Below are 25996 nucleotides of genomic sequence, written 5' to 3'. Positions count from 1 at the left end.
CCCGCAAGGGTGATCCGCAGGATGACAGCCGGGCGCGTTTCGCGCCCGGTTCTGTTTTGGGGATGTCGTTGTCGATGCGCGTGATCGGGCTGGCGGGCTGGAGCGGAGCCGGCAAGACGACCCTTCTCACCCGGCTGATCCCGGAATTCGCCAATCGCGGCATCGCCGTATCGACGATCAAGCACGCCCACCACGCCTTCGACCTCGACACGCCGGGCAAGGATTCCTGGGCCCATCGCGAGGCCGGCGCCTCGGAGGTCTTGATCTCCTCGGCAAGGCGCTGGGCGCTGCTCCACGAATTGCGGGACGAGCCGGAGGCCAAGCTGCCCGAATTGCTCGCCCGGCTCTCGCCGGTCGACCTCGTCATCGTCGAGGGCTTCAAGCGCGATCCGCACGCCAAGCTCGAAGTCTATCGGGTCGCGAACGGCAAGCCGCCGCTGCATCCGCAGGACGCCAGCATCGTCGCGGTGGCGAGCGACACGCCCTTCCCGCAGGCCGGCCGGCCCGTGCTCGGGCTCGACGATATCCCGGCGATCGCCGATCTTCTGTTCGCCCGCGCCCAGCCATTGGCTGAGGTGCTGGAGCGGGCGCGCGAGGAGGCCTGAGATGGCGCAGCTTAGCGAGGACGCCAAGGTCTTCGGGCCGTTGATGACGATCGAGCAGGCGGCCGCGCTCGCTGCTGAACGCATCAGCCCCGTCTCTGGGATCGAGACCGTTCCGCTCGAGCGGGCCGACGGCCGCGTGCTGGCCGCCGATGTCGCGGCGCCCCGCGACCTGCCGCCCTTCGCCAACTCTGCGGTCGATGGCTATGCGGTGCGCTTCGCCGATCTCGCTCCGTCCGGTGATACTCGGCTGCCGCTCTCGGGCCGGGTCGCGGCAGGAGCCGACGCCGCCGGTCTCATCGTCGCCGGCTTCGCGGTTCGCGTCTTCACCGGCGCGCCTATGCCCGCCGGCGCGGACACCGTCTTCATGCAGGAGGACGTCGCGGTGGAGGAGGGCTTCGTGCGCCTCCCAGCCGGGCTGAAGCTAGGCGCCAACGCCCGCCCGGCCGGCGAGGACGTCGCCACAGGCGCACCGGTTCTGGCTGCCGGCCGCCGGCTGCGCCCGCAGGATCTCGGCCTGCTCGCCGCTCTCGGCCTCACTGAGGTCGCGGTGCGCCGCCGTGTCCGGGTCGCGGTGTTTTCGACCGGCGACGAACTGAACGAGCCCGGCACCCCGCTACCGCCGGCCGGAATCTATGACGCCAATCGCAGCGTGCTGCGGGCGCTGGTGGCCCGAGCCGGGGCCGAGGTCATCGATCTCGGCATCCTCAGGGACGAGCCTTCGAGCCTCGGCCAGCGCTTGCGCGCCGCGGCGCGCGATTGCGACCTGATCTTGACCTCGGGCGGCGTCTCCACCGGCGAGGAGGACCACGTCAAGACGGCGGTCACGCAGGTTGGCGAACTCGCCTTCTGGCGCATCGGCATCAAGCCAGGCCGCCCGGTCGCAATGGGACTGATCGACGGCAAGCCTTTCCTCGGCCTGCCGGGTAACCCCGTCGCTGTCTTCGTCACCTTCGCCTTCGTCGCCCGGGCGGTCATCGCGCTGCTCGCCGGTACGACGCCAGCGCGCCCGCAAGCCCTGCCGGTCAGGCTGGACTTCCCCTATCGCAAGAAGGCCGGCCGGCGCGAATATGTCCGCGTCTCGCTGGCGCCGGGCGCCGACGGCATTGCGGTCGCCAGCAAGCACCCGCGCGATGGCGCCGGTATTTTGACCTCGCTGACCGAGACCGACGGTCTGGTGGAACTAGCCGAGGAACTGACCTCGTTGGCGCCGGGAGCGATAGCGCCTTTCTTCGCCTATGATCTCCTGACCGTTTGAGACTGGCCCGTCCTGCCGGCATGCCCGCGCCGCTGTGTGGCGCTGGCATGCGCACCGGCTCAGTCGCGGCGGAAGATCGTCGTCGCCAGCCAGCCGAAGAGCAAAGCGAGCGCGGCCGTCGCGAGACCGTAGAGCAGCGGCCGCTCATGCGCCGCCGAGGCCAGGCTCTGTTCCATCCCGGTCTTGACCACCTCGAAGTTGGTGGTCTGGCGCGCCAACGCCGCTCCGCCCGCATAGAGCACGATCTCGATCTCGTAGGAGCCGGTCGGCGCGGTGGCGGGCACGTTGATCGGGGCGCTGAACAGCGTCGGCGAGAGGAAGGTGACGCCGCGTTCGTTCTCGGCGTAGAGCCCCTTGTCCTCCATGATGCGGATCAGCGCATCGCGATACGGGCCGATCCCGAACTCGAACACGTTGGTGGCCGGCGTTCTCTGCGCGTTGGCAAGTCCGACACGCTCGCGCCGTGCGGCCTCTTCCGACAGGATTTCGGAGATCGGCCGGTTGGTCGAGACCGTCAGAAAGACCGGACGTTCGGGGAAACGGCGCTGCTGGCGGTTGACCCAGAGCGGACCGACCCTTTCCTTCTCGCGCACGATCAGCATTCGCGGCGGGCCGCGCACGGTGACGACGATGTCGTAGGGGTCGGCGCGGCCGGCGGTACGCCCCTCGCGCTCGACCAGGCCGAAGACCGTGAGCTGGTCGCCGGTATAGTTCGAGGTGATGGCGATCTGGTGTGTCGACAGCGCCGCGATCAGCGTCTCTGCCTTTGCCGGCTGACCGGCGGCGAGCGCGAGCCCCGCCGCGAGCAGCGCGTTGCGGAGCCAGCTCATCGCGCGCTCTCCGGTATGACCACCGAGAAGGGCTCGGTCGGCGGCAGGAAGAGCTCGATGGCGAAGCGCAGCCCGACCGAGAGGATCAGCAGGGCCAGCAGCAGCCGGAACGAACCGACATTGAGGTTGCGCGCTGCCCGTCCGCCGAATTGTGCGCCGATCACGCCGCCGATCAGCAGCAGGATCGCCAGCACGATGTCGACCGACTGGTTGGTGACGGCATGCAGCACCGTGGCGCCGGTCATTGTGATGAGGATCTGGAACAGCGAGGTGCCGACCACGACGGCGGGCGGCACCCGGAAGAAATAGAGCAGCGCCGGGACCAGGATGAAGCCGCCGCCGACGCCGAGCACGGCGCCGATGAAGCCGATCACGATCGCCAGCCCCGCGATCGGGATTACGCTGGCATAGAGCTGCGAGCGGTAGAAGCGCATGCGCCATGGCAGGCCCATCCAGGCCGGGTGCATGCCGGCCCGCCTGCGCAGGCGGGCGGGCTTGCCCTGCCGGTCACGCAGTGCGGCACGCACCGCATCGAACAGCATCAGGCCGCCGATGCAGGTGAAGAGCGTGACATAGGCCAGGGTGATGACGAGCTCGAGCTGGCCGAGGCGGCGCATCGAGTTGAAGAACAGAACGCCGAGAATCGTGCCGACGATACCACCGCCGACTAGGACGCTGCCTAGCTTCAGATCGAGCGCGTTTCGTCGCCAATAGGTCAGCACACCGGTCATCGACGATCCGGCGACCTGGGCCGCCACAGTCGCGACCGCCACGGCCGGCGGGATGTCGAGAAAGATCAGCAGCGGTGTCAGCAGGAAGCCGCCGCCGACGCCGAACAACCCGGAAATGAAGCCAACCGCGCCGCTCAGGCCCAGAACGAGCAGGATACTGATCGGCAACTCTGCGATCGGAAGATAAATCTGCACCCTTCTCAACCCTGTCAGCCGGCGCGACGCTTCCCATGCGAAGGCGTCGAAACGGTGACGCTAGAGCAAAATCCCTTTCAGATTGCTTTGCTCTGAGAAGATTTCGCTCGCCGAGCCGCGCTTCTTTTGCGCGCGCATCAGCCGCGTGTCGGCTTGGCCGGCTTCCTGGCTGCTGCTGCCGGGGTGTCTTCCCAGCCCTTGGCGGGGGCTGCGACCTCGTTGGCGAGCGCCTCCAGAGGCTTCGGCTTCCAGGCCTCGACCGCTGCCTTGGCGGTGGCAAGGTCGGCTGCGGACAGGCGGCCGGCGACTTCGTCGCGCTTGCGGCCGGCATCCTCGTCGCCCTGCGCCGCCGCGATTGCGAACCAGCGATAGGACAGGCCGAGATCGGCCGGAGCGCCGAGCCCGCGCCCGAGCAGGACTGCGAGGTTGTACTGGCTGTCGCGGACCCCGAACTCGGCGGCACGGCGGAACCACTCCGTCGCGGTCGCATAATCGGGCTTGCCGTTGGCGCCCTCGGCATAGAGCACGGCGAGATTGTGCATCGCCTTGGCGTTGCCGCGCTCGGCGGCACGCGAATACCAGAGCCGGGCGAGCGAGGCGTCGCGGCTCGTGCCGATGCCCTTCTCGAACATGTTGCCGAGGCGGAACTGTGCCGGAGCCAGCCCCGCGACCGCGGCCCGCTCGAACAGGTGCAGCGCGAGCTTCGGGTCGCGGCCGGCGCCGGGCTTGTCGACCGCCAGGGCCGCGAGCTCGTAGACGGCCCGGGCATCGCCGGACTGTGCCGCCTTGCGCATGCCGCTCGTTCCGAGCGTGGCCGGGATCTCGTTGAGGCCGGTCACGCTCTCGGGCGGCTCGGCGGCGGTGGCGGGCGGCAGTGCCGCGACCATCGGTGCGGGCGCGGCGCTGGCTTCCGCCTGCGGAGCCGGGCCCGTCTGCGGCGCGGCCAGAGCCTGGGTGGTGCCGAGCTGGATCGGCGCCAGGATGGCGTTCTGGTCCTTGCTCGGCGCCGCCGATGCGGTCGTCTCGACGCTGTCCTTTTCTGCAGCCGCGGGGGGCGGCGTGATCTGCGCAGACGCGTTGGCGACCTGCTTCTTGGCATCGCTCGCCGGCGGGCCGGACAGGACATGGGCGGCGCCCATGGCGAGGATGACTGCGGCCAGACCGAGCAGCAGAGGCCGGCGGCGCTTCTCCATGATCTCCTTGAGGCGCCCGCCCGTCGGGGCGGACTTGCCGGGCTTGGCCGGCTCGGGCGTCACGACGGGGGCGGCGTTTGCCGCTTCCGAGGCAGCCTTGGCCGAGCGCCGTGCCGCCGCGATCAGGCTCTGGCGGACCGATTGCTGGTCGCTCGGAGCCGTGCTCGCCTCGACACGCGGGCGACCGGAGCCCGGCTCGAGCGGCACGTCGAAGGCGGCTGCAGGCCCGCGCGAGGCGACGAGCCGCTCTTCGGTCTTGGCGCCGAGCTGGGTGGCAGGCGGCATGGTCGCCGTGTCGATGGTCCGGGCGCGCGGCGGCAGCGGCGGCACGCTGCGCGCGCCCTGGCCACGTTCGCCGCCGAGCTCGGCTTCGAGGCTCGCCAGCCTGGCGATCACCGTCTCAAGGGTCTGATGGACGGCGCCGATCGCATCCTGGGTCTGGCGGCCCGAGGAAACATGCGTGTCGCGCAGGCCCGTGACCAGGTTGCTGAGCTCAGCGAAGCCAGCCCCGCGCGTCGGCGCGATGTCCGCCATCGCTGCTCGGGCAGCGCGCTCCGCGGCGGCGGCGGTGTCCTCGCGCATCGACTGCAGATGGACCACGAGGTCCTGCAGGGTCCGCTCGATGCCGGTCTCGGCCGAGCGGGTCGCAGCCGCCTCGTCGAGCCGGTGGGCCAGACCCGCGATCTGCTGCTCGAGCGCATCGAAGGAGTCCGAACCGGCGCCGGGGCGTCCGGCTTCGTCGATCTTGCCGGCGAGCTGACGCAGCATGTCCTCGACCGGCCGCATGTCGACCTGGGCCACCGGCACGCCGCCATCGTCGACGATGCGGGCGAGGCTGCTGGACGCCGCGAGCGCGTCGATCCGGCCGGCGAGGGCCTCGATCTGCTTCTCGACATTGGACGGGCCCTGGCGGGCGATGGTCTCGAGCTGGTGCTGAAGCGCGTCGATACGCTCGTCGAGCGGATTCGCGGAGCGATCCGCGAGGCTCTCCAGCCGGATCACCAGCGCTTCGATGCGGCCCGAGAGCTCGTTCGAAGCCGGACGGCCCATGGCATCGAGCTCGTCGAGTCGGGCGATGAGCTGGTTGACCTGGCCGTCGATGACCGAGGCCTTCATCGAGGGCAGCGTCTCGATCTTCTGCGCCAGCGACTCGACCTGGCGCGAGAGCGCGAGCAGGGGCGCATTGTCGCCGGACCGCTCACGCGAGCGGTCGCTCAGCAGGGTGTCGCGCACATCCTCGATGGCGAGCGAGAGATTGCGGAGTTCGCGCCCGTCCGGCTGCGCGTCGCGCAGGCGGCCGATCTCGGAGGAGAGGGAGGAGAGCTGTTGCGAGAGGTCGTCGAGGCGCCGGCCGTCGGTGCCGGCGGACATCAGGTCGCGCAGCTCAGCGATCTCGCGCAGCACAGGCGCGATCGCGGCGCGATCGCCGCCGCGGGCGACGAGAGCGTCGACCTTTGCGGCGAGATGCGCGATCTCGAGCTCGAAGCGGCTGAGGCCGTCCTGCGAGCGGTTGTCCGACAGGCGCGTGATCTCCGCCTCGATCCGCGCCAGCGGCTTCAGGACGGGGGCGAGCCGGTCGCGGCCGTCGAGCCGCTCGAGGCGCGAGCCGAGATCGCCGATCGCACGTTCGAGCGGCTGGAAGGCGGCGCGCTGCTCCTCGATTCGGGCGGCAGGCGAGACGACGGGCTGGGCCGGCGCGATGCGGGCGCTGAGATGGCGCAGATCCTCGCGCAGGCCGGCGAGCGTCTGCGCCGCATTGCCGCGGTCATGATTGCTGCGCTCATGGGTCGCAGGCGCGTCCGGTTCGCCGTCGAGCGTGCGCTGGCGAGAGCGGATGTCGGAAACAGCCGCTGCCAGCCCGTCGCGGGTGAGGAAGGGGCGCGCCTGGGCAGCCGGCGGCGGCGTCGGAGCGGCGGCCTTGCGGCTAGCTTCCGCCGTCTTGCGTTCGATCTCCGCGATGCGCTCGCCCATCGTCTTGATCGCGTCGGCGATGACGTTGGTGGCGCGCTCCTGTCGTTCGGCGGTGGCGCGCTCGCCCATCGACAGCCGGTTTTCGGTCTTCTCGATCCATTTGGCGATCGAATCGAGGGCGCCGGCGGTCTTGGTGCCGGTGTCGCGCGTCAGGCGCTCGGCCATCGCGGCCTGGGTGATGAAGGCGTCGATCCGCTCGCGCGACAGCTCGGGTGCTGCTTTCGGCGCGGGAGCGGGCGCGGGCGTGCTGGCGGTCTGCATCTCGCCCTGCGAGAGCCTGGCGAGGCGCTCCGAGAGCGCGGCAATGTCGAGCTGTTCGGTCTGGGGCGGCGGGGCTGCGTCGCTCTCGGCCTCGTCCCGGATCTTGTTGTCGAGCCATTCGCCGAGCGTCATGCCCGCGCGGCGCGCAGCGGCCTTTGCCGCGTCGCGGGTACGCGGGTCAACGCCCTTCACGCTCCAGGGCAGGCTAGTCGCCATTGTCACGCTCGCCTACGGGGCCGGTCCTCACTCCGGGATGCGCAGCCCCCTGCGCCGCAGCTTCCCTTCGCGACACCATGAAACGTGAATGTCCGGTTGCCGCGGGCATTCGTCATGGTCGCGCTACCGACTTTTCGCAGTCACGGTAAACGGACGGTTAAGAAACCGGCCACGGAGGTTAATTTTCTGGAAACAGCCCCCGAAAAAGGCCGCCTGGGCGGTCTACGTAACGGTAACTTACCTACGGAGAGGGGGAAATTACCTGACGTAAGGGAGTGTTGCGCCTTATGTCCCGCCGCAATACGGATCGCTGCAGCCATCGCAGCCGCCTCAGCGCCGTTGCCCCAAAACGTCCTTCGAGGATCACATATGTCGCGCCAAAGCTCCGCTCTGGCGGCCGCTTCAGTTCATGACGGCCGTAACCCGATTCCCGCCAACGAGGCGTCCAACGACGCTGCCGGCGGCTTCACCATCAGCGACCTCGCCCGCGATTTCGGCGTAACCCTGCGCACGCTGCGCTTCTATGAATCGCGTGGCCTGCTCTCGCCGGCCCGCTCCGGCATGACCCGGATCTATTCCGGCCGCGATCGCGCCCGCCTCGCTTTGATTCTCAAGGGCAAGCAGCTCGGCTTCACCCTCGTCGAGATTCGCGCCATGCTCGCCAATGAGGAGAGCAAGGGCAGCGAGGGCGAGGAGAAGTCGGCCTCCGTCGGCGGCCTGCAGCTCACCCGCACCCAGATCGCCGAGCAGCTCGAGCTGCTGCGCACCCAGCGCACCGAGATCGAGGCTGCGATCGCGGAGCTCGAAGGCACGCTCGCCCGCCTCGGCGCCTGATCTGCCGCGCTGCGGCCATTGGCCGCCAGCCATCGTTGTGACGCCTCGGACCCCAGGGTCCGGGGCGTTTTTCGTTTGCCGGTCGTGTGAAGCTGGATAGCCTGCGCCCTGCGAGCTAGCCTTCGGCCTAAAAATCCCGGGCTCCCCCTTGGCAAGGGACGGCATAATAGTTTATATATGAACTATCTCGGGGCGCCGCCGCCATCTTGAGCCGGCAGGCTGCCTCGCCAGAATGCGACCATCTTGCAGGGAGGATGAGATGCCGGTCTACAAGGCCCCCGTTGAGGACACGCTGTTCCTCCTGAACGACGTCTTCCAGTTCGAGCGCTACAACAATCTGCCGGGCTTCGCCGACGCGACGCCGGACCTGGTCGAGGCCGTGCTCGGCGAAGGTGCCAAGCTCTGCGAGGAGGTGCTCCAGCCGCTGAACCATTCCGGCGACCAGGAAGGCTGCAAGCGCAACGCCGATGGTTCGGTGACGACGCCGAAGGGCTTCAAGGAAGCCTATCGCGCCTATTCCGAGGGCGGCTGGATCGGCCTCGCCATGGATCCGGAATATGGTGGGCAGGGCCTGCCGTACACGCTCGGCGCGGTGATGAACGAGTACGCCTCGGCCGCCAACATGGCCTTCGCCATGTATCCTGGCCTGACCATGGGCGCGATCGCGGCGCTCTATGTCCATGGCTCCGACGAGCAGAAGCGCGCCTATCTGCCGAAGATGATCGAGGGCGCCTGGTCGGGCACGATGAACCTGACCGAGCCGCATTGCGGCACCGATCTCGGCCTGATCAAGGCCAAGGCCGTGCCGAATGGCGACGGTTCCTACGCGATCACCGGCACCAAGATTTTCATCTCGGCCGGCGAGCAGGACATCACCGAGAACATCATCCACCTCGTGCTCGCCCGGATCGAGGGCGCGCCGGCCGGCGTCAAGGGCATCTCGCTCTTCGTCGTGCCGCGCAATGCGATCGGCGCGGACGGCAAGGTCGGGGAGAACAACAAGGTCTCCTGCGGCTCGATCGAGCACAAGATGGGCATCCACGCCAATTCGACCTGCGTGATGAACTATGACGGCGCGCAGGGCTGGCTGATCGGCACCGAGAACAAGGGCCTCAACGCCATGTTCGTGATGATGAACGAGGCCCGCCTCGGCGTCGCGATCCAGGGCCTGGCCCAGTCCGAGGTCGCCTATCAGAACGCCGTCGCCTACGCCAAGGACCGCCTGCAGGGCCGCTCCCTGACCGGCGTCAAGAACCCCGACAAGGCCGCCGATCCGATCATCGTCCATCCGGACGTGCGCCGCACGCTAATGTCGATCAAGGCCTTCAATGAGGCCGCTCGCGCCTTCGTGCTCTGGAACGCGATCAAGTCGGACGTCGCCCACCGCTCGACCGATGCCGCCGAGCGCCAGGCGGCCGACGACCAGCTCGGCCTGATGACCCCGGTGCTGAAGGGCGTGCTCACCGATATCGGCTTCGACAACGCCGTGAAGGCCCAGCAGATGTATGGCGGCCACGGCTACATCGCCGAGCACGGCATGGAGCAGTTCGTGCGCGATGCCCGCATCGCCATGATCTATGAAGGCGCCAACGGCGTTCAGGCCATGGACCTCGTCGGCCGCAAGCTCGGCCGCGACGGGGGGCGCGCCATCATGGCCTTCTTCAACGAGGTCGGCGCCTTCGTGAAGGAGAACGAGGGCGACGAGGCGCTGAAGCCGCTGCTCGCCCCGCTTGCCGCCTCGCTCGGCCATCTTCAGCAGGCCACGATGTGGTTCATGAACAACGCGCTCGCCAAGCCCGACAATGCCGGCGCCGGAGCGCATGACTACATGCACCTGCTCGGCCTGGTCTGCCTCGGCTATATGTGGGCGAAGATGGCCAAGGTCGCGCAGGACAAGCTCAGGGCCGGCGCCAATGGTGCGACCGAGCTCATGAACGCCAAGCTCGTCACCGCCCGCTTCTTCATGGAGCGCTCGCTGCCGGAGACCGCGGCGCACCTCGCCCGCATCACCTCCGGCTCCGACGCCACAATGGCGCTGAGCGCCGAGCAGTTCTGATTGCAGGGTGTGCTATGGCCATGCCCACTAAGGATCGGCCTGCCGCGTTGAAGCTGGTCTTGTCTGGGGAGGATTGCGGCACGGTGAGCAGCCCGAACCTAGACGATACCTTGTATCTGCTTTTCGAGCTCGATCCCGCCGATGGGACTGGCTTCGCTTGCCTCGCCGAGATCGGGGACTTCGGTGATTACGTGCAAGTGGTGGGCGGTTACGATCCCGAGGCTAACGATAAGAGGTACTGTGTCGAGCGTAGGATTTACGCGAGATCGCATGACGACCGAGTCGTATCGCCTTATGATTATGACCATCTCATTGCAGGTCATCGCCATGACGGCGCCGCTACCGAGACCTCCGTCAAGACGAACGGGTTCAAGGTGGATTGTAGGACCAACGAGGTACTTTTCCTGGAAGACGTGATCGATATCTTCCAGGCCTTTATGCAGGCAAGAGATTTGCCGAGGGACTACGAATGGCGGTCGAACCGGGCGGAGGTCGACCTAATCGGCAAGTCCCACGCAAACTAGCGTCGTGGACGTTCTTGAATATGCCTTGGCGCGACCTTGGCTCTGGAGGAATGAAATGGCTGATGCTTTCATCTACGATCACGTCCGGACGCCGCGCGGCAAGGGCAAGGCCGACGGTTCGCTCCATGAAGTGACCGCGATCGAGCTCGGCACGCAGACCCTGCGCGCCATCAAGGAGCGCAACAAGCTCGATCCGAAGCTGGTCGAGGACGTCGTCTTCGGCTGCGTCGACCCGGTCGGCGAGGCCGGCGCCGACATCGCACGCACGGTTGCGCTGAAGGCCGGCTACGGCAAGGAAGTGCCGGGCGTGCAGATCAACCGCTTCTGCGCCTCGGGCCTCGACGCGGTGAACCTCGCCGCGGCGCAGGTCATGTCCGGCCAGAAGGAGATGGCGATCGGCGGCGGCGTCGAGAGCATGTCCCGCATCGGCATGGGCGCCTCGGGCTTCGGCATCGCGGTCGACCCCTCCGTCGCCATCGACACCTATTTCATGCCGCAGGGCGTCTCGGCCGATCTGATCGCGACCAAGTACGGCTTCTCGCGAGACGATGTCGACGCCTACGCCGTGCGCTCGCACAAGCGCGCCGCAAAGGCCTGGGAGGAGGGGCGCTTCAAGAATTCGGTGATCCCGGTCACCGACGTCAACGGCCTCGTCATCCTCGACCGCGACGAGACCATCCGCCCGAACACCGACATGCAGGCGCTCGCCGCGCTGAAGGCCTCCTTCGTCCAGATGGGCGAGATGGGCGGCTTCGACGCGGTTGCGACTGCAGCGCATCCGGATGTCGAGTTCGTCAACCACGTCCACCATGCCGGCAACTCCTCGGGCATCGTCGACGGCGCCGCTGCCGTGCTGGTCGGCTCGAAGCGGGCGGGCAAGTCCGCTGGCCTGAAGCCCCGCGCCCGCATCAAGGCTTTCGCCACCACCGGCTCCGACCTCGCGCTGATGCTGACCGGTCCGGTCGACGTCACCGAGCTCGTCCTGAAGAAGGCCGGCATGACGCCGAAGGACATCGACCTGTTCGAGCTGAACGAGGCCTTCTCCTCGGTCGTGCTGCGCTATCAGCAGGCCTTCGACATCGACGACGCCGTGCTCAACGTCAATGGCGGCGCCATCGCCATGGGTCATCCGCTCGGCGCCACCGGCGCGATGATCCTCGGAACCGTGCTCGACGAGCTCGAGCGCACCGACAAGCAGACCGCCCTGGTCACGCTCTGCGTCGCCGTCGGCATGGGCGTCGCCACCATCATCGAGCGCGTTTGAGGAGAGAAGCGATGAACCTCACCAATTTCCGCTTCGAGAGCGACGCCGATGGCATCGCCACCCTGACCTGGGACATGCCCGAGCGCTCGATGAACGTCATCACGCCCCAGGTGATGGAAGAACTGAACCAGGTCGTCGACAAGGTCGCTTCCGACGAGGCGATCAAGGGTTGCGTCATCGTCTCCGGCAAGGAGAGCTTCTCCGGCGGCGCCGACCTCACCATGCTGCAGGGCCTGCGCGACCTCTATGTCGGTCTGGCGAAGGAGCAGGGCGAGCAGATCGCGATGCAGCGCTTCTTCGATGAGAGCCGCAAGCTCAGCCAACTCTACCGCAAGCTCGAAACCTGCGGGAAGCCGTTCGCGGCGGCGGTCCATGGCGTCTGCCTCGGCGGCGCCTTCGAGCTCGCGCTGTCCTGCCAGCTCCGCGTCGTCTCGGACGATGCCTCGACCCGCGTCGGCCTGCCCGAGATCAAGGTCGGCCTGTTCCCGGGCGCCGGCGGCACCCAGCGCGTCGCGCGCCTGATGCAGACCGGCGACGCGCTGCAGATGATGTTCAAGGGCGAGCAGATCAAGGCGCTCCCGGCCCGCAATATGGGCCTCGTCCATGCCGTGCTGCCGCGCGCCGAGATCGTCTCGGCCGCCAAGGAATGGCTGAAGGCCAATCCGCAGGCGAAGCAGCCCTGGGAAGACCCCAAGTTCAAGCTGCCCTCCAACAAGGTCCACTCGCCGGCCGGCATGCAGATCTGGCCGCCGGCCAACGCGATCTATCGCCGCGAGACCAACGACAACTACCCGGCTGCCCGCGCCATCCTGGGCGCGGTCTATGAGGGCCTGCAGCTGCCGATGGATCTCGCCCTCAAGGTCGAGAGCCGCTACTTCGCGAAAATCCTGCGGACGAAGGAGGCGGCCTCGATGATCCGCTCGCTCTTCGTTTCGATGCAGGAGCTGAACAAGGGTGCCCGTCGCCCGGCTGAGGTCCCGCCGAGCAAGCTGAAGAAGGTCGGCATCGTCGGCGCGGGATTCATGGGCGCCGGCGTTGCCTATGTCACAGCGCTCGCCGGCCTCGATGTCGTGCTCGTCGACCGGGACATGGAAGCGGCCGAGAAGGGCAAGGCCTACTCGCATAAGCTGGTCTCCGACCAGATCATGAAGGGCCGGGCCAAGACCGCCGATCGCGACGCGCTGCTCGGGCGCATCAAACCCTCGGCCGACTATGCCGACCTCAAGGGCTGCGACCTCGTCATCGAGGCGGTGTTCGAGGACCCGAAGGTCAAGGCCGAGGTGATCGCCAAGGTCGAGGCCGTGGTCGGTCCGAAGACGATCTTCGGCTCCAACACCTCGACCTTGCCCATTACGGGCCTGGCGTCCCATTCCCAACGCCCGAAGAATTTCGTCGGCATCCACTTCTTCTCGCCGGTCGAGAAGATGCTGCTGGTCGAGATCATCAAGGCCAAGAAGACCGGCGACAAGGCGCTCGCCATGGCGCTCGACTATGTCCGGGCGATCAAGAAGACGCCGATCGTCGTCAACGACACCCGCGGCTTCTACGCCAATCGCTGCGTCGGCAATTACATCCGCGAGGGGCACCTCATGCTGATGGAAGGCGTGCCGCCGGCGATGATCGAGGCCGCCGGCAAGCAGGCCGGCATGCCGGTCGGCCCGCTCTCGCTGAATGACGAGGTCGCGGTCGATCTCGCCTGGAAGGTGCTGAAGGCGACGAAGGCGCAGCTCGGCGACGCCTCCGTCGATCCGGCGCAGGAAAAGCTGCTTTCCGACATCGTCGAGAAGCATGGCCGCCTCGGCCGCAAGAACAAGAAGGGCTTCTACGACTATCCGGAAGCCGGCCCGAAGCGGCTCTGGCCCGGCCTTGCCGAGCTGACCGCGAACCGGCTCGAGCCCGAGCTGATCGATATGGAGGAGCTGAAGCATCGCCTCCTGGTCACCCAGGCGCTCGAAGCGGCCAAGACCTACGAGGAAGGCGTCGTCACCGATCCGCGCGAGGCCGATGTCGGCTCGATCATCGGCTTCGGCTTCGCGCCCTATAGCGGCGGCACGCTGAGCTATATCGACAATATGGGCGCGGTCGCCTTCGTGAAGCTCTGCGAGAGCCTCGCCAAGAAGCATGGCGAGCGCTTCAAGCCGAACCGGCTCCTGAAGCGCATGGCCAAGACCGGCGAGAGCTTCTACGGCTCGGCGGAGAAGAAGGCCGCCGCCTGATCGGAGAAACCGTGGTCGCCGACAGCAAGACCCGCTTCAACGCCGTCGCGGACGATTACGCGGCGGCGCGCCCCGATTACCCGCCGGCGCTGCTGCGCTGGTTCTGCGACGCGTTGCGTCCTGGCGAAGGGGAGATCGTGGTCGATGTCGGCAGCGGCACCGGCATCTTCAGCCGCCAGCTCAGCCAGGCGCTGCCGGCCGCGATTGAACTGATCGGCGTCGAGCCCGCCGCGGAGATGCGCGCGCAGGCGAAGCAGGCCATCCTTGTCGGCGAGAAGCTGGATTATCGCGAGGGGACGGCCGAGAGGCTGCCTCTGCCGGATGGCGTTGCCTGCGCCGTCTTCGCCGCGACCGCCGCGCACTGGTTCGACCGTCCGGCCTTCTTTGCCGAGGCTGCGCGCGTGCTCGTTCCCGGTGGGCTGATCGGCATCGCCGACTATGTCCGTGACGAGACGAACCCGGCGGTTGCCGCCGCGACCGCCTTCCTGCGCCGTCATGGCGGGCCGCGCGTCTATGAGCGCCCCGACTACGCTGCCGAACTGGCGCAGGCGCCCGGCTTCGAGGGAGCGGAGGCCTGCCGCGAGCATGCGGTCTTCCTGCTCGATCCCGAGCGCTATGTCCGGCTCGTCCTTTCCTCCTCGCATGCGGTGCCGGCGATCGCCGCGCTCGGCGCGGACAGGGCGCGCGAAATCCTGCTAGGGACGGCGACCAAACTGGCGCAGGCCGACGGCCTGATACCCTATGCCTACGCGTTTCGCGGCTTTCGCGCCCGGCGAGCCGCTTAGGGCAGATGGCTCGGCGCTGGGCGGTGCCTCAAAGCAGCAGCCGCTCCCTCAGCAGCGGTTCCAGCCAGTCGATGAAGACCCGCAGCCGGCGCGAGAGATGCTGTCGGTGCGGGTAGAGCAGCGCGACCGGCATCGGCTCGGCCCGGTGCTCGGGCATGACTTCGACCAGTGTACCGCCCGCAATCTCGGCCGCGACGTCATAGGCCGGGATCTGGATCAGGCCGAGCCCGGCTAGGCAGCAGGCGATATAGGCTTCGGCGCTGTTGACGGTGACGCGCCCGGGCATGGCGAGACCGTGCACGCGTCCCCCTTCCAGCCATTGCCAGTCCTCGACCGCGCCGGTCGACGGCGAGGCATAGTGAACTGCCTCGTGCCGTGAGAGGTCTTCGGGGCGCTCGGGCACGCCGCGCCGGTCGAGATAGGCCGGGCTCGCGACGTTGATCAGCCGGAGCTCGCCGAGATTGCGGGCGATCAGGCTGGAATCGCTGAGCGGCCCGACGCGGAGCACGCAGTCGACGCTGTCCTCGACGAGATTGACCGCCCGGTCGGTGACACCGAGCTCGATCGCGATGTCCGGATAGCGGGCGAGGAAGTCGGGCAGGGCAGGGGCGATGATCAGCCGGCCGATGCGGCCGGGCACGTCGACCCGGAGCTTGCCGGCCGGCCCGTCGACGGTATTGCGGAACAGCGCCTCGGCCTCCTCGACCTCGGCGATCAGTCGCAGGCAGCGCTCATAGAAGGCGAGCCCGTCCTGCGTCGGTGCGACATGGCGGGTCGTGCGGTGGAGCAGGCGCGTGCCCAGCCTGTCCTCCAGCAGGCGGATCGCCGCCGAGACCGAGGACCGCGGCTGGCCGAGCGTCGCAGCGGCCCGTGTGAAGCTGGCGCATTCGACGACGCGGGCGAAGGTGGCGAAGAGATCGATCCGGTCCATCGCCGGGACGATGCGATTGTTCGCCGGGTCTGACAAGTGATGTCAGCTTATCCCGCTTTATCGAAACAATCGGCCGCGTACCTTGCTGAGAGGGCGAGCAAGCTCGCAATGACGGCAGGAGACGAGGCCATGGCCGACCACAGCATCAAGGGTAAGACAGTCATCATCGCCGGTGGCGCCAAGAACCTCGGCGGGCTCATCGCCCGCGATCTTGCCGCGCACGGCGCCGGGGCGGTCGCGATCCACTACAACAGCGCAGCAACCAAGGCCGATGCCGACGCGACCGTCGCCGCGGTGAAGGCGGCGGGGGCCGAGGCCGTCGCCTTCCAGGCCGATCTGACCAGCGCGTGCGCGGTCGAGAAGCTCTTCGCCGATGCCGTCGCTGCGGTCGGTCGTCCGGATATCGCGATCAACACCGTCGGCAAGGTGCTGAAGAAACCGATGGCCGAGATCAGCGAGGCGGAATACGACGAGATGGCCGCGGTGAATTCGAAGTCGGCCTTCTTCTTCCTCAAGGAAGCCGGCAAGGCGCTGAACGACAACGGCAAGGTCACCACGGTCGTGACCTCGCTGCTCGGCGCCTTCACCCCGTTCTATGCGGCCTATGCCGGCATGAAGGCGCCGGTCGAACACTTCACCCGCGCTGCCTCCAAGGAGTTCGGCGAGCGTGGCATCTCGGTTACCGCGATCGGCCCGGGCCCGATGGACACGCCGTTCTTCTACCCGGCCGAGGGAGCGGACGCGGTCGCCTATCACAAGACCGCTGCAGCCCTGTCGAAGTTCTCGCCGACGGGCCTGACCCATATCGAGGACATCGTCCCCTTCATCCGCTTCCTCGTCTCCGAGGGGTGGTGGATGACCGGCCAGACCATTCTGGTGAACGGCGGCTACACCACCAAGTGAGCGCCTCGCGCGGCGCGGCTTCTGGCCAGATCGCGATATCGTCATTGAGCAGACCGGGGCGTAGCGGCCCCGGGCGCGTAGAGCGCTGCAGTTCGGCTTGCTACGCTACGTCCCCCCAAGGGCGTCTCATCCAGGGAAAGCACCAAAATACGGCATGCCTATCCGACCGATCCTGAGCTTTCCCGATCCGCGCCTGCGGCTGACTGCAGCCCCCGTCCTGCGTTTCGACGCCGATCTGCGCGCGCTCGCCGACGATCTGCTCGAGACGATGCGGGCGGCGCCCGGCATCGGCATCACCGCGCCGCATGTCGGCGTGCTCTCCCGGCTCGTCGTGCTCGAGCTCGCGCCCGGCGAGGTCCGCATTTATGTCAATCCGGAGCTGGACCAGGTCTCGCGCGAGACCATCCGCCACACCGAAGGCAGCGTCTCGATGCCCGGGGTGACCGACGAGCTCGAACGCCATGCCCGAATCCGTGTGCGCTATCAGGACCTCGACGGGAAGGAGCGGAACGAGGAGGCCGACGGCCTGCTCTCAGTCTGCCATCAGCACGAGATCGACCAGCTCGACGGCATCTTCTGGATCGACCGCCTGTCCCGTCTCAAGCGCGACAGGCTGATCGTCCGTTACAACAAGCTGCGACGGGCTTAGGATCCGGCAGCTTTACTTCTTGATGAGCGGGCACTCGCCCTCGGCCAGCGGGCGGAAGGCCTGGTCGCCCGGAATGGTGCGGATCAGCTTGAGATAATCCCAGGGGTATTTGGATTCCTCGGGCTTCTTGACCTCGAGCACATAGAGGTCGTGCACCATGCGGCCGTCCTCGCGGATCACGCCGTTCCTGGCGAAGAAGTCGTTGACCGGCGTCGCCTTCATCTGCGCAGCGACCTTCTCGGTCTCCGCCGTGCCGGCGGCCTTCACCGCCTTGAGATAGTGCAGGATCGAGGAATAGGTGCCGGCCTGGCCCATGGTCGGCATCGCCTTGTGGCGCTCGAAGAAGCGCTTCGACCAGGCGCGGGTTTCCTCATTCAGGTCCCAGTAGAAGGCCTGGGTCAGGATCAGCCCCTGCGCGTCCTGCAGGCCGATCGCATGGATGTCGGTGATGTGCAGATAGAGGCCTGCGAGCTTGACGCCGCTTTGCGGCAGGCCGAACTCGGTCGCCTGCTTGATGGTGGCGATCTGGTCGGAACCGGAGCTGGCGATGCCAACCATCTTGGCGCCGGAACTCTGGGCCTGCAGCAGATAGGAGGAGAAGTCGGTCGTCCCCTGTGGATGCTTGACGCCGCCGATGATCTTGCCGCCGGCCTTCTTCACCGCGTCCGAGGTGTCGCGCTCGAGCGCATGGCCGAAGGCGTAGTCGGCCGTGATGAAATACCAGGGCCCGTCCTTGGCCAGCGGCAGGCCGGTGCCGACCGCCAGCGCATAGGTGTCGTAGGTCCAGTGGATGCCGGTCGGGGCGCAGAACTTGCCGGTGAAGTCGGAGGAGCCGCCGGTCGAGGCGAGCACGAGCTTGTTCTTGCGCCGGCCGATCTCCTGGATGCCGAGCAGCACCGAGGAAGTCGGGATGTCGGCGATCACGTCCACGCCGTCTTCGTCGATCCAGCGATTGACCAGCGCCGAGCCGATATCGGGCTTGTTCTGGTGGTCGCCGGCGAGGATCTCGATCGGTCGGCCGAGAACCGTGCCGCCGAAATCCTCGACCGCCATCTGGGCGGCGATCACCGAACCGGGCCCGGCCATGTCGGCATAGATGCCGGCCATGTCGTTGAGCACGCCGATGCGCAGCGGCTTCGGCGTCTGGGCTAGCGCGGGAACGAGCAGGAGAGGCGTGAGAAGGGCGGCCAGTCCGGCCGAAATGCTGCGAAGCGACATCGTCGATCCCAAGAGAAACTGCGAGGATTTGCAGAGCCTTAGGTTTCGCTCGGTTAGGCGGTCAATACCGCGGTGCACAAATAAGAACGAGCCGCTGAACAACCGGTTTCAAAGAGATGGTGCTGGTCGTCAGGGCAACAGGAGGGGAAAATTTCTTCTCCCCGACTAGCCGCAGGCGGTGGTCACTGCGCCAGGGCGCCGAAGATGAACTCGTTCGCGAGCTTGGCTGACATCCGCTCGCCGCCCGGCTTGTTGTAGTTCCCAGCGGTGATGGCGATGACGAGCTGCTGCCTGGGCGTGACGACAAGGCGCTGGCCGCCATTGCCGAAGGCGCCGAACCAGGGCTCGCCGGCGCGGTTGCGGCCGAGATACCACTGATAGCCGTAGCCGAGCCCGTCCTTGGTCTGCGTCTGCGCCGTCAGACACTGCTCCAGCCAGCCGGCGGGCACGATCTGCCGGCCGGCATGGCTGCCCTTGTCGAGCAGCAATTGCCCGATTGCCGCGAGATCGCGCGGACGCAGGCGCAGGCCCGATGCGGCGGCCTCCCGGCCGTCGAGGCCGTTGGTCCAGGCAAAGCGATCGATGCCGAGCGGTGCGAACAGGCGCTCGTGCGCGAACTCGCCGAGCCGCTTGCCGCTGCCCTTGGCGATGAGGTGCCCGAGCAACGCCGTCGCGCCGCCGCTATAGGTCCAGGCCTCGCCCGGCGGGCGTGCGATCGGTCGGTCGAGCACGAAGCGATAGCGATCCGGAGCATACTCCATCGCGATCTCGCTGTTGCGCGGATCGCTGTAGGGCAGCGACTCGTCCCAGACGAGGCCCATGGTCATGGTCAGGACATGCGCGACCTTGAGCCGCTGCCGTTCCGGGTCGGCGGCGAGGTCGGGATAGTCGGGAAAGCTCGCCAGGAGCGGCGCTTCGGGTTTCGGAACCAGCCCGTCGGCGAGGGCGATGCCATAGACGAGGCCGACGATGCTCTTCGACACCGAGCGCAGATCGTGAAGCTCGTCGGCGTTGAAGGCGATGACGCCCCGGCTATCGCCCCAGATCTCGTCCGCTCCGGCAAAATAGCGTTCCAGGGCGATCTTGCCGTGCCGGAGCACGACAAGCCCGTGCAGGCCGTTCAACTCGCCATTGGCGAAGGCCCTGTCGATGCGCTCGCCCGCATCAGGCCGGAAGCCGGCTTCGGCGAGCGAGACCTCCTGCCACTGGCGCGCCCGGGCCTGCACCACGGCAGGGCGCGCCAGCAGCGCGGCTCCTGTCGCAGCGAGGAAGGCGCGCCGGTCCACGGCTTCGAGCCGCTCAGTTCGCCACGGCCCGGATCGCCCGGCGCAGCTTGCCGATCAACTCCTCGACCTGGTTTTCGGTGATGATCAGCGGCGGCGAGAAGGCGATCGTGTCGGCGGCGGTGCGGACCATCAGCCCTTCCTCGCGGAACAGGCGGTCCATCGCCTCGAAGGCGCGCTTGCCGACACCATCGGCGCGCGGCGCGAGATCGACGGCGCCGACCAGGCCGACCGTGCGGATATCGACGACGTTGGGCTCGCCCTTCAGGCTCATCACCGCATCCGCCCACATCGGTTCCATGGCGCGGGCGCGCTCGAACAGGCCCTCCTCGCGATAGATGTCGAGCGTGGCGAGGCAGGCAGCCGCTGCCAGCGGGTGGCCGGAATAGGTGTAGCCGTGGAACAGCTCAATGACGTTGTCCGGCCCGTTCATGAAAGCGTCGTAGATGTGCTTGCGCACGATCACGCCGCCCATCGGCACCGTGCCCGAGGTCACGCCCTTGGCGAAGGTGATCATGTCGGGGACGACGCCGTAGCGCTCGGCGGCGAAGGCGAAGCCGAGACGGCCGAAGCCGGTGATGACCTCGTCGAAGATCAGCAGGATGCCGTGCTTGTCGCAGAGCTCGCGCAGGCGCTTGAGATAGCCCTTCGGCGCCGGCAGCCCGCCGGTCGAGCCGGCCATCGGCTCGACGATCACCGCCGCGATGGTCGAGGCGTCGTGCAGCGCGACGACGCGCTCGAGATCATCGGCGAAATGCGCGCCGTATTCCGGCTCGCCCTTGCTGAAAGCCTGCTTCTCGCGGTCATAGGTGTGCGAGATGTGGTCGGTGCCGGTGAGCAGCCCGCCGAAGAACTTGCGGTTGTTGACCATGCCGCCGACCGAGATGCCGCCGAAGCCGACGCCGTGATAGCCGCGCTCGCGGCCGATCAGCCGGGTCTTCGAGCCTCTGCCCGAGACATTCCAGTAGGCGAGGGCGATCTTCAGGGCCGAGTCCGCCGCTTCCGAGCCGGAGCCGGCGAAGAAGACATGGTCGAGATCGCCGGGCGCCAGTGCCGCGATGCGGGCGGCCGCGGCGAAGACCTTGGGATGGCCGTACTGGAAGGAGGGGGCGTAATCGAGCTCGCGCGCCTGCGCTTGGATCGCGTGGATGATTGGCTCGCGGGCGTGGCCGGCATTGCAGCACCAGAGCCCGGCGGTGCCGTCCATCACCGGCTTGCCCTCGGGGGTGTAGTAGAACATGCCCTCGGCCCGGGCGACCATGCGCGGGTTCTGCTTGAACGACCGGTTCGCCGTGAACGGCATCCAGTAGGCTTCAAGGTCGTTCGGCGTGGCGATGGCGCCCGTCGCGGAAGTCATGATCCGATCCCTTTAGTTTTTTAAAACGTCCTCAGCCTAGCAGCGTGCTACGGGCTGTAAATCCGCGGTCGGGCGGGGCATCCCTGCGTTGCGCGAGCGACAGGCGGCGCCTGCGCGGATGACGTAACGTCGTTTCCGGCGTAGTTTGAAGGAGGGGAACACTGGACCACGCCCCAATGGTCGTTCGCGCCTCAGCTCTGGACAGAGACGATGGGCTCTCGCCGGATGAGATCCGCGCGCAGCTCGAGCGCGTGCTCGCCTCCGATATCTTCCGGGCCGCCCCGCAGCTGACGGCGTTCCTGGGCTACATCGTCGAGCAGACGCTCGCGGGGCGTGCTGCAGAGCTGAAGGGCTACACGATCGCGGTCGAGGCCTTCGGCCGCTCGCCCGATTTCGATCCGCAGACGGATCCTATCGTCCGCGTCGAGGCCGGGCGCCTGCGCAAGGCGTTGAATCTCTATTTCGCCGCCGATGGCGTCGCCGATCCCGTGCGTATCACCGTTCCCGTCGGGGCCTATGTCCCGGCCTTCGAGCGCGTCGCGCCGCTGGGGCTTCCGGCGGAGGAGGAGGTTCCCGCTCAGGACGCGTTCGGGGCGCAAGAAGCACAAGGGGAGAGGGCGGCGCCGGTCGAGAACGGCGCGGCTGCTGCGCGGCCTTCGCGCTACTGGCTCTATGTCGCCGGCCTTGGGCTGTTGCTGGCCTGTGCCGCGATTGCGTTCTGGTATTGGCGCGCGCAGGGGCCAGGAAGGACGGCGGCGCAGTTGCCGGACATCGCCTCGCAATTGCCGCCGCCACCCGCCGCGCCGCGCTCGGCTCCGCTGCCGACGGTCCAGGCGGTGGTACCGGTCAAGGCGCGCCTCCCGGTCGTCTCGGTCGAGGTTGCGGAAACGGTGACCGACCCTTCACTTGACGACATCACCCGCAATTTCGTTCGCCAGGTCGCGGACACGATGGCGCGCTTTGACGATCTCCTGGTCGTCAAGCTGCCGGAGCCAATGACACGCTCGGGAGACGGCGCAGACTATGTCCTGACGGTCAGCTTCTCGCGGGTCGGCGACGCGATCGAGGGCCATGCGCGGCTCAGCACTGCCAAGGGCGGCCGCGTCGTCTGGACCACCTCGCGCGAGCGCAGCATTGGCGACTTCAGCGACGCGGCCAGGCTGCGCGACACGGCCCAGCAACTGGCGATCCGGCTGGCCCAGCCCTTCGGCGTGCTGCATGCCGATGCCCGTCTGGCGCCGCCGACGCCGGAGGCCGGCTGTCTCTTCCTTGCGGTGAACCTGCGTCGCACGATGAGGGCGGAGGATCATCTGGCGGCTCGCACCTGCCTGGAGGGTATCGTTGCCCGCGATCCGGAATTCCACCCGGCCTGGTCGCAGCTCGCGCTGCTGACCCTCGACGAGTACTCCTCGGACTTCAACGCCCGGCCGGGCTCGGCGCTCGACCGGGCGCTCGCCGCCGCGGTCACCGCGGTCAGGCTTGCCCCCGCTAGCGCCCGGGCGCATCAGGTGATGATGGATGCCCTGTTCCTGCGCGGCGCGATCGAGGATGCGCTGAAATCCGGGCAGGAGGCCCTGGCCCGCAATCCCTACGATCCCGACGTGCTTGCTTCCGTCGGCGCACGCTATGTCCAGCTCAATCGACCGGCGGAGGGGCTGCCTCTGCTCGAGCGGGCTGTCGCGCTCTCCAATGGCCGGCCGCCCTGGTATGATTTCTACCTGTATCTCGCCGCCTATCTCACCGGAGCGACCAAGCTGGCGGACGCGCATGCGGCCCTGATCAACGCCGAGGAGACGCCTCTCGGCCTCATCGGCCGCGCCATGGCAGCTGCGGCGAGCGGTGACAGCTTCGCGCTGGACCATGCGCTTCAAACCTTGCGGCAGAAGGTGCCACTCTTCGATCTCGATGCGCGGCTCTATCTCGCCCGGCGGGGCTTCTCCACGGAGGTCGCGGAGCGGATCCTGGCGGTGATCAACTCCGGAGGGCTGCGACCGCGCTAGCGAGGCGCAAGTCGTTGGCCGCCGGCGCTCGATTTTTGCGCTTCGCATGCGGCCCGCGACGTGCCGGCCCTCGCAGCAGCGGCCGCCGGCGGCTATCTTGCGGGTGCGGCAGGGTGATTCGCCGCTTTCGCGTTTCCCTCAACCTTCTTTTTGCGTGATCCTGCCCTTGGCTCGCATCCGCCTCAGCGCACTCCCGCCGGCCGCCAGCGGTGTTGCCGGTTTTTCGCTGGGCGCCGCCGCCATGCTGTTGCTGCCGGGCGGGCTCGCCAATGCGGTCGGCCTGCTTTCTGCCGGGCTCGGCCTCGCTGGTTCGGCGGCGCTGGTTCGCCGCAACTGGGCGGCGGAGCGCGAGCAACTCCTGGCTGGGCTCGGCGAGGTCAAGGTCCGGCTGGCGACGAATGCAATCCGCCTCGACGCGATGGGCAAGCGCATCGACCAGCTGCCGATGAGCGAGGTCGATGCTGCTCCGGCCCGCGCGATGCTGAACGAGCTCACCGCCGAGGTCGGGCTGCTCGGCGATCTCCTGCAGCAGGTCGCGACGACACTCGGCGACCATGACGATCAATTGCGGTTGGTGCAGGACAAGCTCGCCGCGCCGCCGCAAGCGCCGGTACGGGCTGTGGTGGCGGAGCGCGCTCCCTTGCGTGCACCTGAGCCGCTGGTCGCTATTCGGCAGTCGCCGGCGGAGATGGCCCAGGCACGGGCGCTGGAGGAGCGCGTCGCTCTGATCAGCGAGGCTCTTGCCAACGGCCAGGTCGAGGTTCATCTCCAGCCGATGGTCCAGCTGCCGCAGCGCCGGACCCGCGGCTATGAGGCGCTGGTGCGCCTGCGTCTCGACGAGAAGACCCTGCTGCTTCCGGAAGAATTCATGGAGACGATCGAGCAGCGCGGTTTCGGGCCCACGCTGGATGCGCTCGTCCTGACCCGTGCACTGGCGATCGCCCGCCATCTCGGGACCAAGGAGGGCGGGCTCTTCGTCTCCTGCAATTTCAGCGGCGCGACCTGGGGTTCTTCGCGCGCTCTGGCGGCGCTCGCCCGCATCCTCGAAAAGTACCACGCCCATATCGGCAATCTCGTCATCGAGATGCCGCAGCGGGTCTTCCGCACGCTCGAGCCGGCGAGCCTCGGGCTGCTCGGGGCGATGTCGGCCAATGGGGTGCGCTTCGCGCTCGACCATGTCGCCGATCTCAGGCTCGATCCCGCATCGCTGCACGATCGCGGCGTCCGCTTCGTCAAGGTCCCGGCCTCGTTGCTGCTGGCCGAGGCGAGGGGGGCTGCGGTCGCCGACATCGCCGCGGGCGACCTTGCCGCGCACCTCGCTCGCGGCGCGATCCAGCTCGTCGCCGAAGAGGTCGAGGACGATCCGATGGTCGCCGACATGCTCGATCTCGGCGTCGGCTACGGCCAGGGCGACGTCTTCTCGCCGCCGCGCCCGGTGCGTCCGGAGGTCTTCGCGGAGCCCGAGGCGGCGGCGCCCGTGTCGGCTCCGGCACCTGCGCCGCTCCCGCCGGCAGCAGAGATCGTCAATTACCCGCCTCCGGCCCCAGCCGCACCGCCGGCGCCGACGCGCGTACCCTTCCGTGACGTCCTGCGGCGCGCGACCGCCTGAACCAGCCTGCAAGCCGGCGCGTTATGCCGTGAGCGGGCTGGCCGGCCGGCCATCGGCGGCGTATTGAGCCCGCATGCTGAGCCGCTGGATCGTGGCGCCAGCCGCCGCTCACTTCAAGCCGGAGCCCGCCCGTGCCGACTTCAACCCGCCTGCTGTCCGGTGTTGCGCCGATCATCGGTCAGTACGAGCTCTGCCTCTGCGACATCTGGGGCGTCGTCCATAACGGCGTCGCGCCCTATGCCGAGGCCTGCGCCGCCTTGGCCAAGATGCGGGCCGGCGGCGTCACCGTCGTGCTGGTCTCGAACGCACCGCGCCCGCGCTCGGAGATCGCGATCCAGCTCGGCCGCCTCGGGGTGCCGGGCGACGCCTTCGACGCGATCGTTACCTCTGGCGATGTCGCCCGCGACCTGATCGCCCATCGCGCCGGCGAGCCGCTCTATCATCTCGGCCCCGATCGCGACCTACCGCTGCTCGCCGGGCTCGACGCGCCGCGCGTCCCGGCCGCCGAGGGCCGCTATGTCGTCTGCACCGGCCTGTTCGACGACGAGACCGAGACGGCGGAAACCTATGCCGAGCAGCTTGCCGATTTCGCCCGTCGCGACCTCACCCTGATCTGCGCCAATCCCGATCTGGTGGTCGACCGCGGCGGCCGCATGGTGCCCTGCGCCGGCTCGATCGCACTTGCCTATGAGCAAATCGGCGGCCGCGCGATCTATGCCGGCAAGCCGCATGCCCCGATCTACGAACTGGCGATCCGCCAGGGCCAGGAGCTGCGCGGCGAGAATGTCGAGAGGTCGCGCATCCTCGCCATCGGCGACGCGATCCGCACCGATATCGCCGGCGCCGTGCACTGCGGGCTGGGATCGTTGATGTGCCTGGGCGGCATCCATGCCGAGGAGACCGGCGAACTCTCGCCGGCGGAATTGCAGGACTGGTTCGCCCGTCAGAGCCACCGCCCCGACTACGCGATGCAGCAGCTCGCCTGGTAAGCGGCCTATTCCGGAGGTGGACCGCGTCCGGCGTTTTGAGCTTCGTTGAGAACTGCCGGTCTCATCCCGAGGAGTGCCGCAGGCGCGTCTCGAAGGATGGTCCAGATATCCCGGAAGCCTG

At 67.9% G+C, this 25996-nt stretch carries 20 protein-coding genes; 13 read left to right on the top strand and 7 right to left on the bottom strand.

Features of this window, described 5'->3' with window-relative positions; genetic code table 11:
• The first annotated feature begins 74 nt into the window (after positions 1-74).
• Positions 75-605, top strand: a complete 531-nt coding sequence (mobB, locus tag RKE40_RS20060) for a molybdopterin-guanine dinucleotide biosynthesis protein B (RefSeq protein WP_316019986.1) — start codon at positions 75-77, stop codon at positions 603-605.
• Position 606: 1 nt separating this feature from the next.
• A complete protein-coding gene (locus RKE40_RS20055; protein WP_316019985.1) occupies positions 607-1860 on the top strand; it encodes a molybdopterin molybdotransferase MoeA in 1254 nt (417 codons plus the stop codon).
• A gap of 59 nt (positions 1861-1919) precedes the next feature.
• On the opposite strand, the gene RKE40_RS20050 is transcribed toward RKE40_RS20055, so the two are convergent.
• From RKE40_RS20050 to RKE40_RS20040, 3 genes are all read right to left on the bottom strand, one after another.
• On the bottom strand, positions 1920-2690 hold the full coding sequence (locus tag RKE40_RS20050) for a TIGR02186 family protein (protein ID WP_316019984.1): 771 nt from the start codon (positions 2688-2690) through the stop codon (positions 1920-1922).
• On the bottom strand, positions 2687-3616 hold the full coding sequence (locus RKE40_RS20045; RefSeq protein WP_316019983.1) for a sulfite exporter TauE/SafE family protein: 930 nt from the start codon (positions 3614-3616) through the stop codon (positions 2687-2689). Before RKE40_RS20045 ends, RKE40_RS20050 begins: the two co-directional genes overlap by 4 nt.
• Before the next feature lie 137 nt (positions 3617-3753).
• Positions 3754-7257: a hypothetical protein gene (locus RKE40_RS20040; RefSeq protein ID WP_316019982.1), complete on the bottom strand. Its 3504-nt coding sequence runs from the start codon at positions 7255-7257 to the stop codon at positions 3754-3756.
• Positions 7258-7626: 369 nt separating this feature from the next.
• On the opposite strand from RKE40_RS20040, the gene RKE40_RS20035 reads away from it, so the two are divergent.
• The 6 genes from RKE40_RS20035 (at position 7627) to RKE40_RS20010 (ending at position 14936) form a co-directional block, all read left to right on the top strand.
• Entirely contained in the window at positions 7627-8091 is a 465-nt protein-coding gene (locus RKE40_RS20035) for a MerR family transcriptional regulator (protein WP_316019981.1), read from the top strand.
• Positions 8092-8350: 259 nt separating this feature from the next.
• Positions 8351-10147 carry an acyl-CoA dehydrogenase C-terminal domain-containing protein gene (locus RKE40_RS20030; RefSeq protein WP_316019980.1) on the top strand — a complete coding sequence of 599 codons (1797 nt, stop codon included), beginning with the start codon at positions 8351-8353 and terminating at the stop codon, positions 10145-10147.
• Positions 10148-10194: 47 nt separating this feature from the next.
• Entirely contained in the window at positions 10195-10671 is a 477-nt protein-coding gene (locus RKE40_RS20025; protein WP_316019979.1) for a hypothetical protein, read from the top strand.
• A 55-nt stretch (positions 10672-10726) separates the two neighbouring features.
• Positions 10727-11935 carry an acetyl-CoA C-acetyltransferase gene (locus RKE40_RS20020; RefSeq protein ID WP_316019978.1) on the top strand — a complete coding sequence of 403 codons (1209 nt, stop codon included), beginning with the start codon at positions 10727-10729 and terminating at the stop codon, positions 11933-11935.
• Between the two features lie 11 nt (positions 11936-11946).
• Positions 11947-14151, top strand: a complete 2205-nt coding sequence (locus RKE40_RS20015; protein WP_316019977.1) for a 3-hydroxyacyl-CoA dehydrogenase NAD-binding domain-containing protein — start codon at positions 11947-11949, stop codon at positions 14149-14151.
• Positions 14152-14162: 11 nt separating this feature from the next.
• A complete protein-coding gene (locus RKE40_RS20010; RefSeq protein WP_316019976.1) occupies positions 14163-14936 on the top strand; it encodes a class I SAM-dependent methyltransferase in 774 nt (257 codons plus the stop codon).
• Positions 14937-14964: 28 nt separating this feature from the next.
• Here the strand turns inward: RKE40_RS20010 and RKE40_RS20005 are convergent, their stop codons facing one another.
• Positions 14965-15867 (bottom strand): LysR family transcriptional regulator, encoded by a 903-nt coding sequence (locus RKE40_RS20005; protein ID WP_316020003.1) that lies wholly within the window; start codon positions 15865-15867, stop codon positions 14965-14967.
• A gap of 129 nt (positions 15868-15996) precedes the next feature.
• On the opposite strand from RKE40_RS20005, the gene RKE40_RS20000 reads away from it, so the two are divergent.
• Positions 15997-16770: an SDR family oxidoreductase gene (locus RKE40_RS20000; RefSeq protein ID WP_316019975.1), complete on the top strand. Its 774-nt coding sequence runs from the start codon at positions 15997-15999 to the stop codon at positions 16768-16770.
• Positions 16771-16924: 154 nt separating this feature from the next.
• Entirely contained in the window at positions 16925-17419 is a 495-nt protein-coding gene (locus tag RKE40_RS19995; protein WP_316019974.1) for a peptide deformylase, read from the top strand.
• A 12-nt stretch (positions 17420-17431) separates the two neighbouring features.
• Here the strand turns inward: RKE40_RS19995 and RKE40_RS19990 are convergent, their stop codons facing one another.
• From RKE40_RS19990 to aptA, 3 genes are all read right to left on the bottom strand, one after another.
• On the bottom strand, positions 17432-18637 hold the full coding sequence (locus RKE40_RS19990; protein ID WP_316019973.1) for an ABC transporter substrate-binding protein: 1206 nt from the start codon (positions 18635-18637) through the stop codon (positions 17432-17434).
• 182 nt (positions 18638-18819) lie between these two features.
• Positions 18820-19923 carry a serine hydrolase domain-containing protein gene (locus RKE40_RS19985; protein WP_316019972.1) on the bottom strand — a complete coding sequence of 368 codons (1104 nt, stop codon included), beginning with the start codon at positions 19921-19923 and terminating at the stop codon, positions 18820-18822.
• 13 nt (positions 19924-19936) lie between these two features.
• Positions 19937-21277, bottom strand: a complete 1341-nt coding sequence (gene aptA, locus RKE40_RS19980; RefSeq protein WP_316019971.1) for an omega-aminotransferase AptA — start codon at positions 21275-21277, stop codon at positions 19937-19939.
• A 176-nt stretch (positions 21278-21453) separates the two neighbouring features.
• Here aptA and RKE40_RS19975 point away from each other — a divergent pair, with 176 nt between their 5' ends.
• The 3 genes from RKE40_RS19975 to RKE40_RS19965 all read left to right on the top strand — a co-directional run bounded on the left by RKE40_RS19975 (position 21454) and on the right by RKE40_RS19965 (position 25875).
• Complete coding sequence (locus tag RKE40_RS19975) at positions 21454-23277, top strand: hypothetical protein (RefSeq protein WP_316019970.1); 1824 nt, start codon at positions 21454-21456, stop codon at positions 23275-23277.
• 166 nt (positions 23278-23443) lie between these two features.
• Positions 23444-24886: an EAL domain-containing protein gene (locus tag RKE40_RS19970; protein WP_316019969.1), complete on the top strand. Its 1443-nt coding sequence runs from the start codon at positions 23444-23446 to the stop codon at positions 24884-24886.
• Between the two features lie 131 nt (positions 24887-25017).
• Complete coding sequence (locus RKE40_RS19965; RefSeq protein ID WP_316019968.1) at positions 25018-25875, top strand: TIGR01459 family HAD-type hydrolase; 858 nt, start codon at positions 25018-25020, stop codon at positions 25873-25875.
• Positions 25876-25996: the final 121 nt, after the last annotated feature.

It is taken from the genome of Allobosea rubneri (assembly GCF_032464875.1).
Taxonomy (GTDB): domain Bacteria; phylum Pseudomonadota; class Alphaproteobacteria; order Rhizobiales; family Beijerinckiaceae; genus Allobosea; species Allobosea rubneri.
Note: the sequence above shows the minus strand (reverse complement) of the source record. Positions and strands in the feature narration are given on the sequence as shown.

What these genes read in the sequence shown, in the direction of transcription:
- mobB (WP_316019986.1), top strand. Translation starts at nt 75, where the DNA reads ATGCGCGTGATCGGGCTGGCGGGCTGGAGCGGAGCCGGCAAGACGACC.
- RKE40_RS20055 (WP_316019985.1), top strand. Translation starts at nt 607, where the DNA reads ATGGCGCAGCTTAGCGAGGACGCCAAGGTCTTCGGGCCGTTGATGACG.
- RKE40_RS20050 (WP_316019984.1), bottom strand. Translation starts at nt 2,690, where the DNA reads ATGAGCTGGCTCCGCAACGCGCTGCTCGCGGCGGGGCTCGCGCTCGCC.
- RKE40_RS20040 (WP_316019982.1), bottom strand. Translation starts at nt 7,257, where the DNA reads ATGGCGACTAGCCTGCCCTGGAGCGTGAAGGGCGTTGACCCGCGTACC.
- RKE40_RS20035 (WP_316019981.1), top strand. Translation starts at nt 7,627, where the DNA reads ATGTCGCGCCAAAGCTCCGCTCTGGCGGCCGCTTCAGTTCATGACGGC.
- RKE40_RS20030 (WP_316019980.1), top strand. Translation starts at nt 8,351, where the DNA reads ATGCCGGTCTACAAGGCCCCCGTTGAGGACACGCTGTTCCTCCTGAAC.
- RKE40_RS20020 (WP_316019978.1), top strand. Translation starts at nt 10,727, where the DNA reads ATGGCTGATGCTTTCATCTACGATCACGTCCGGACGCCGCGCGGCAAG.
- RKE40_RS20015 (WP_316019977.1), top strand. Translation starts at nt 11,947, where the DNA reads ATGAACCTCACCAATTTCCGCTTCGAGAGCGACGCCGATGGCATCGCC.
- RKE40_RS20005 (WP_316020003.1), bottom strand. Translation starts at nt 15,867, where the DNA reads ATGGACCGGATCGATCTCTTCGCCACCTTCGCCCGCGTCGTCGAATGC.
- RKE40_RS20000 (WP_316019975.1), top strand. Translation starts at nt 15,997, where the DNA reads ATGGCCGACCACAGCATCAAGGGTAAGACAGTCATCATCGCCGGTGGC.
- RKE40_RS19995 (WP_316019974.1), top strand. Translation starts at nt 16,925, where the DNA reads ATGCCTATCCGACCGATCCTGAGCTTTCCCGATCCGCGCCTGCGGCTG.
- RKE40_RS19990 (WP_316019973.1), bottom strand. Translation starts at nt 18,637, where the DNA reads ATGTCGCTTCGCAGCATTTCGGCCGGACTGGCCGCCCTTCTCACGCCT.
- aptA (WP_316019971.1), bottom strand. Translation starts at nt 21,277, where the DNA reads ATGACTTCCGCGACGGGCGCCATCGCCACGCCGAACGACCTTGAAGCC.
- RKE40_RS19975 (WP_316019970.1), top strand. Translation starts at nt 21,454, where the DNA reads ATGGTCGTTCGCGCCTCAGCTCTGGACAGAGACGATGGGCTCTCGCCG.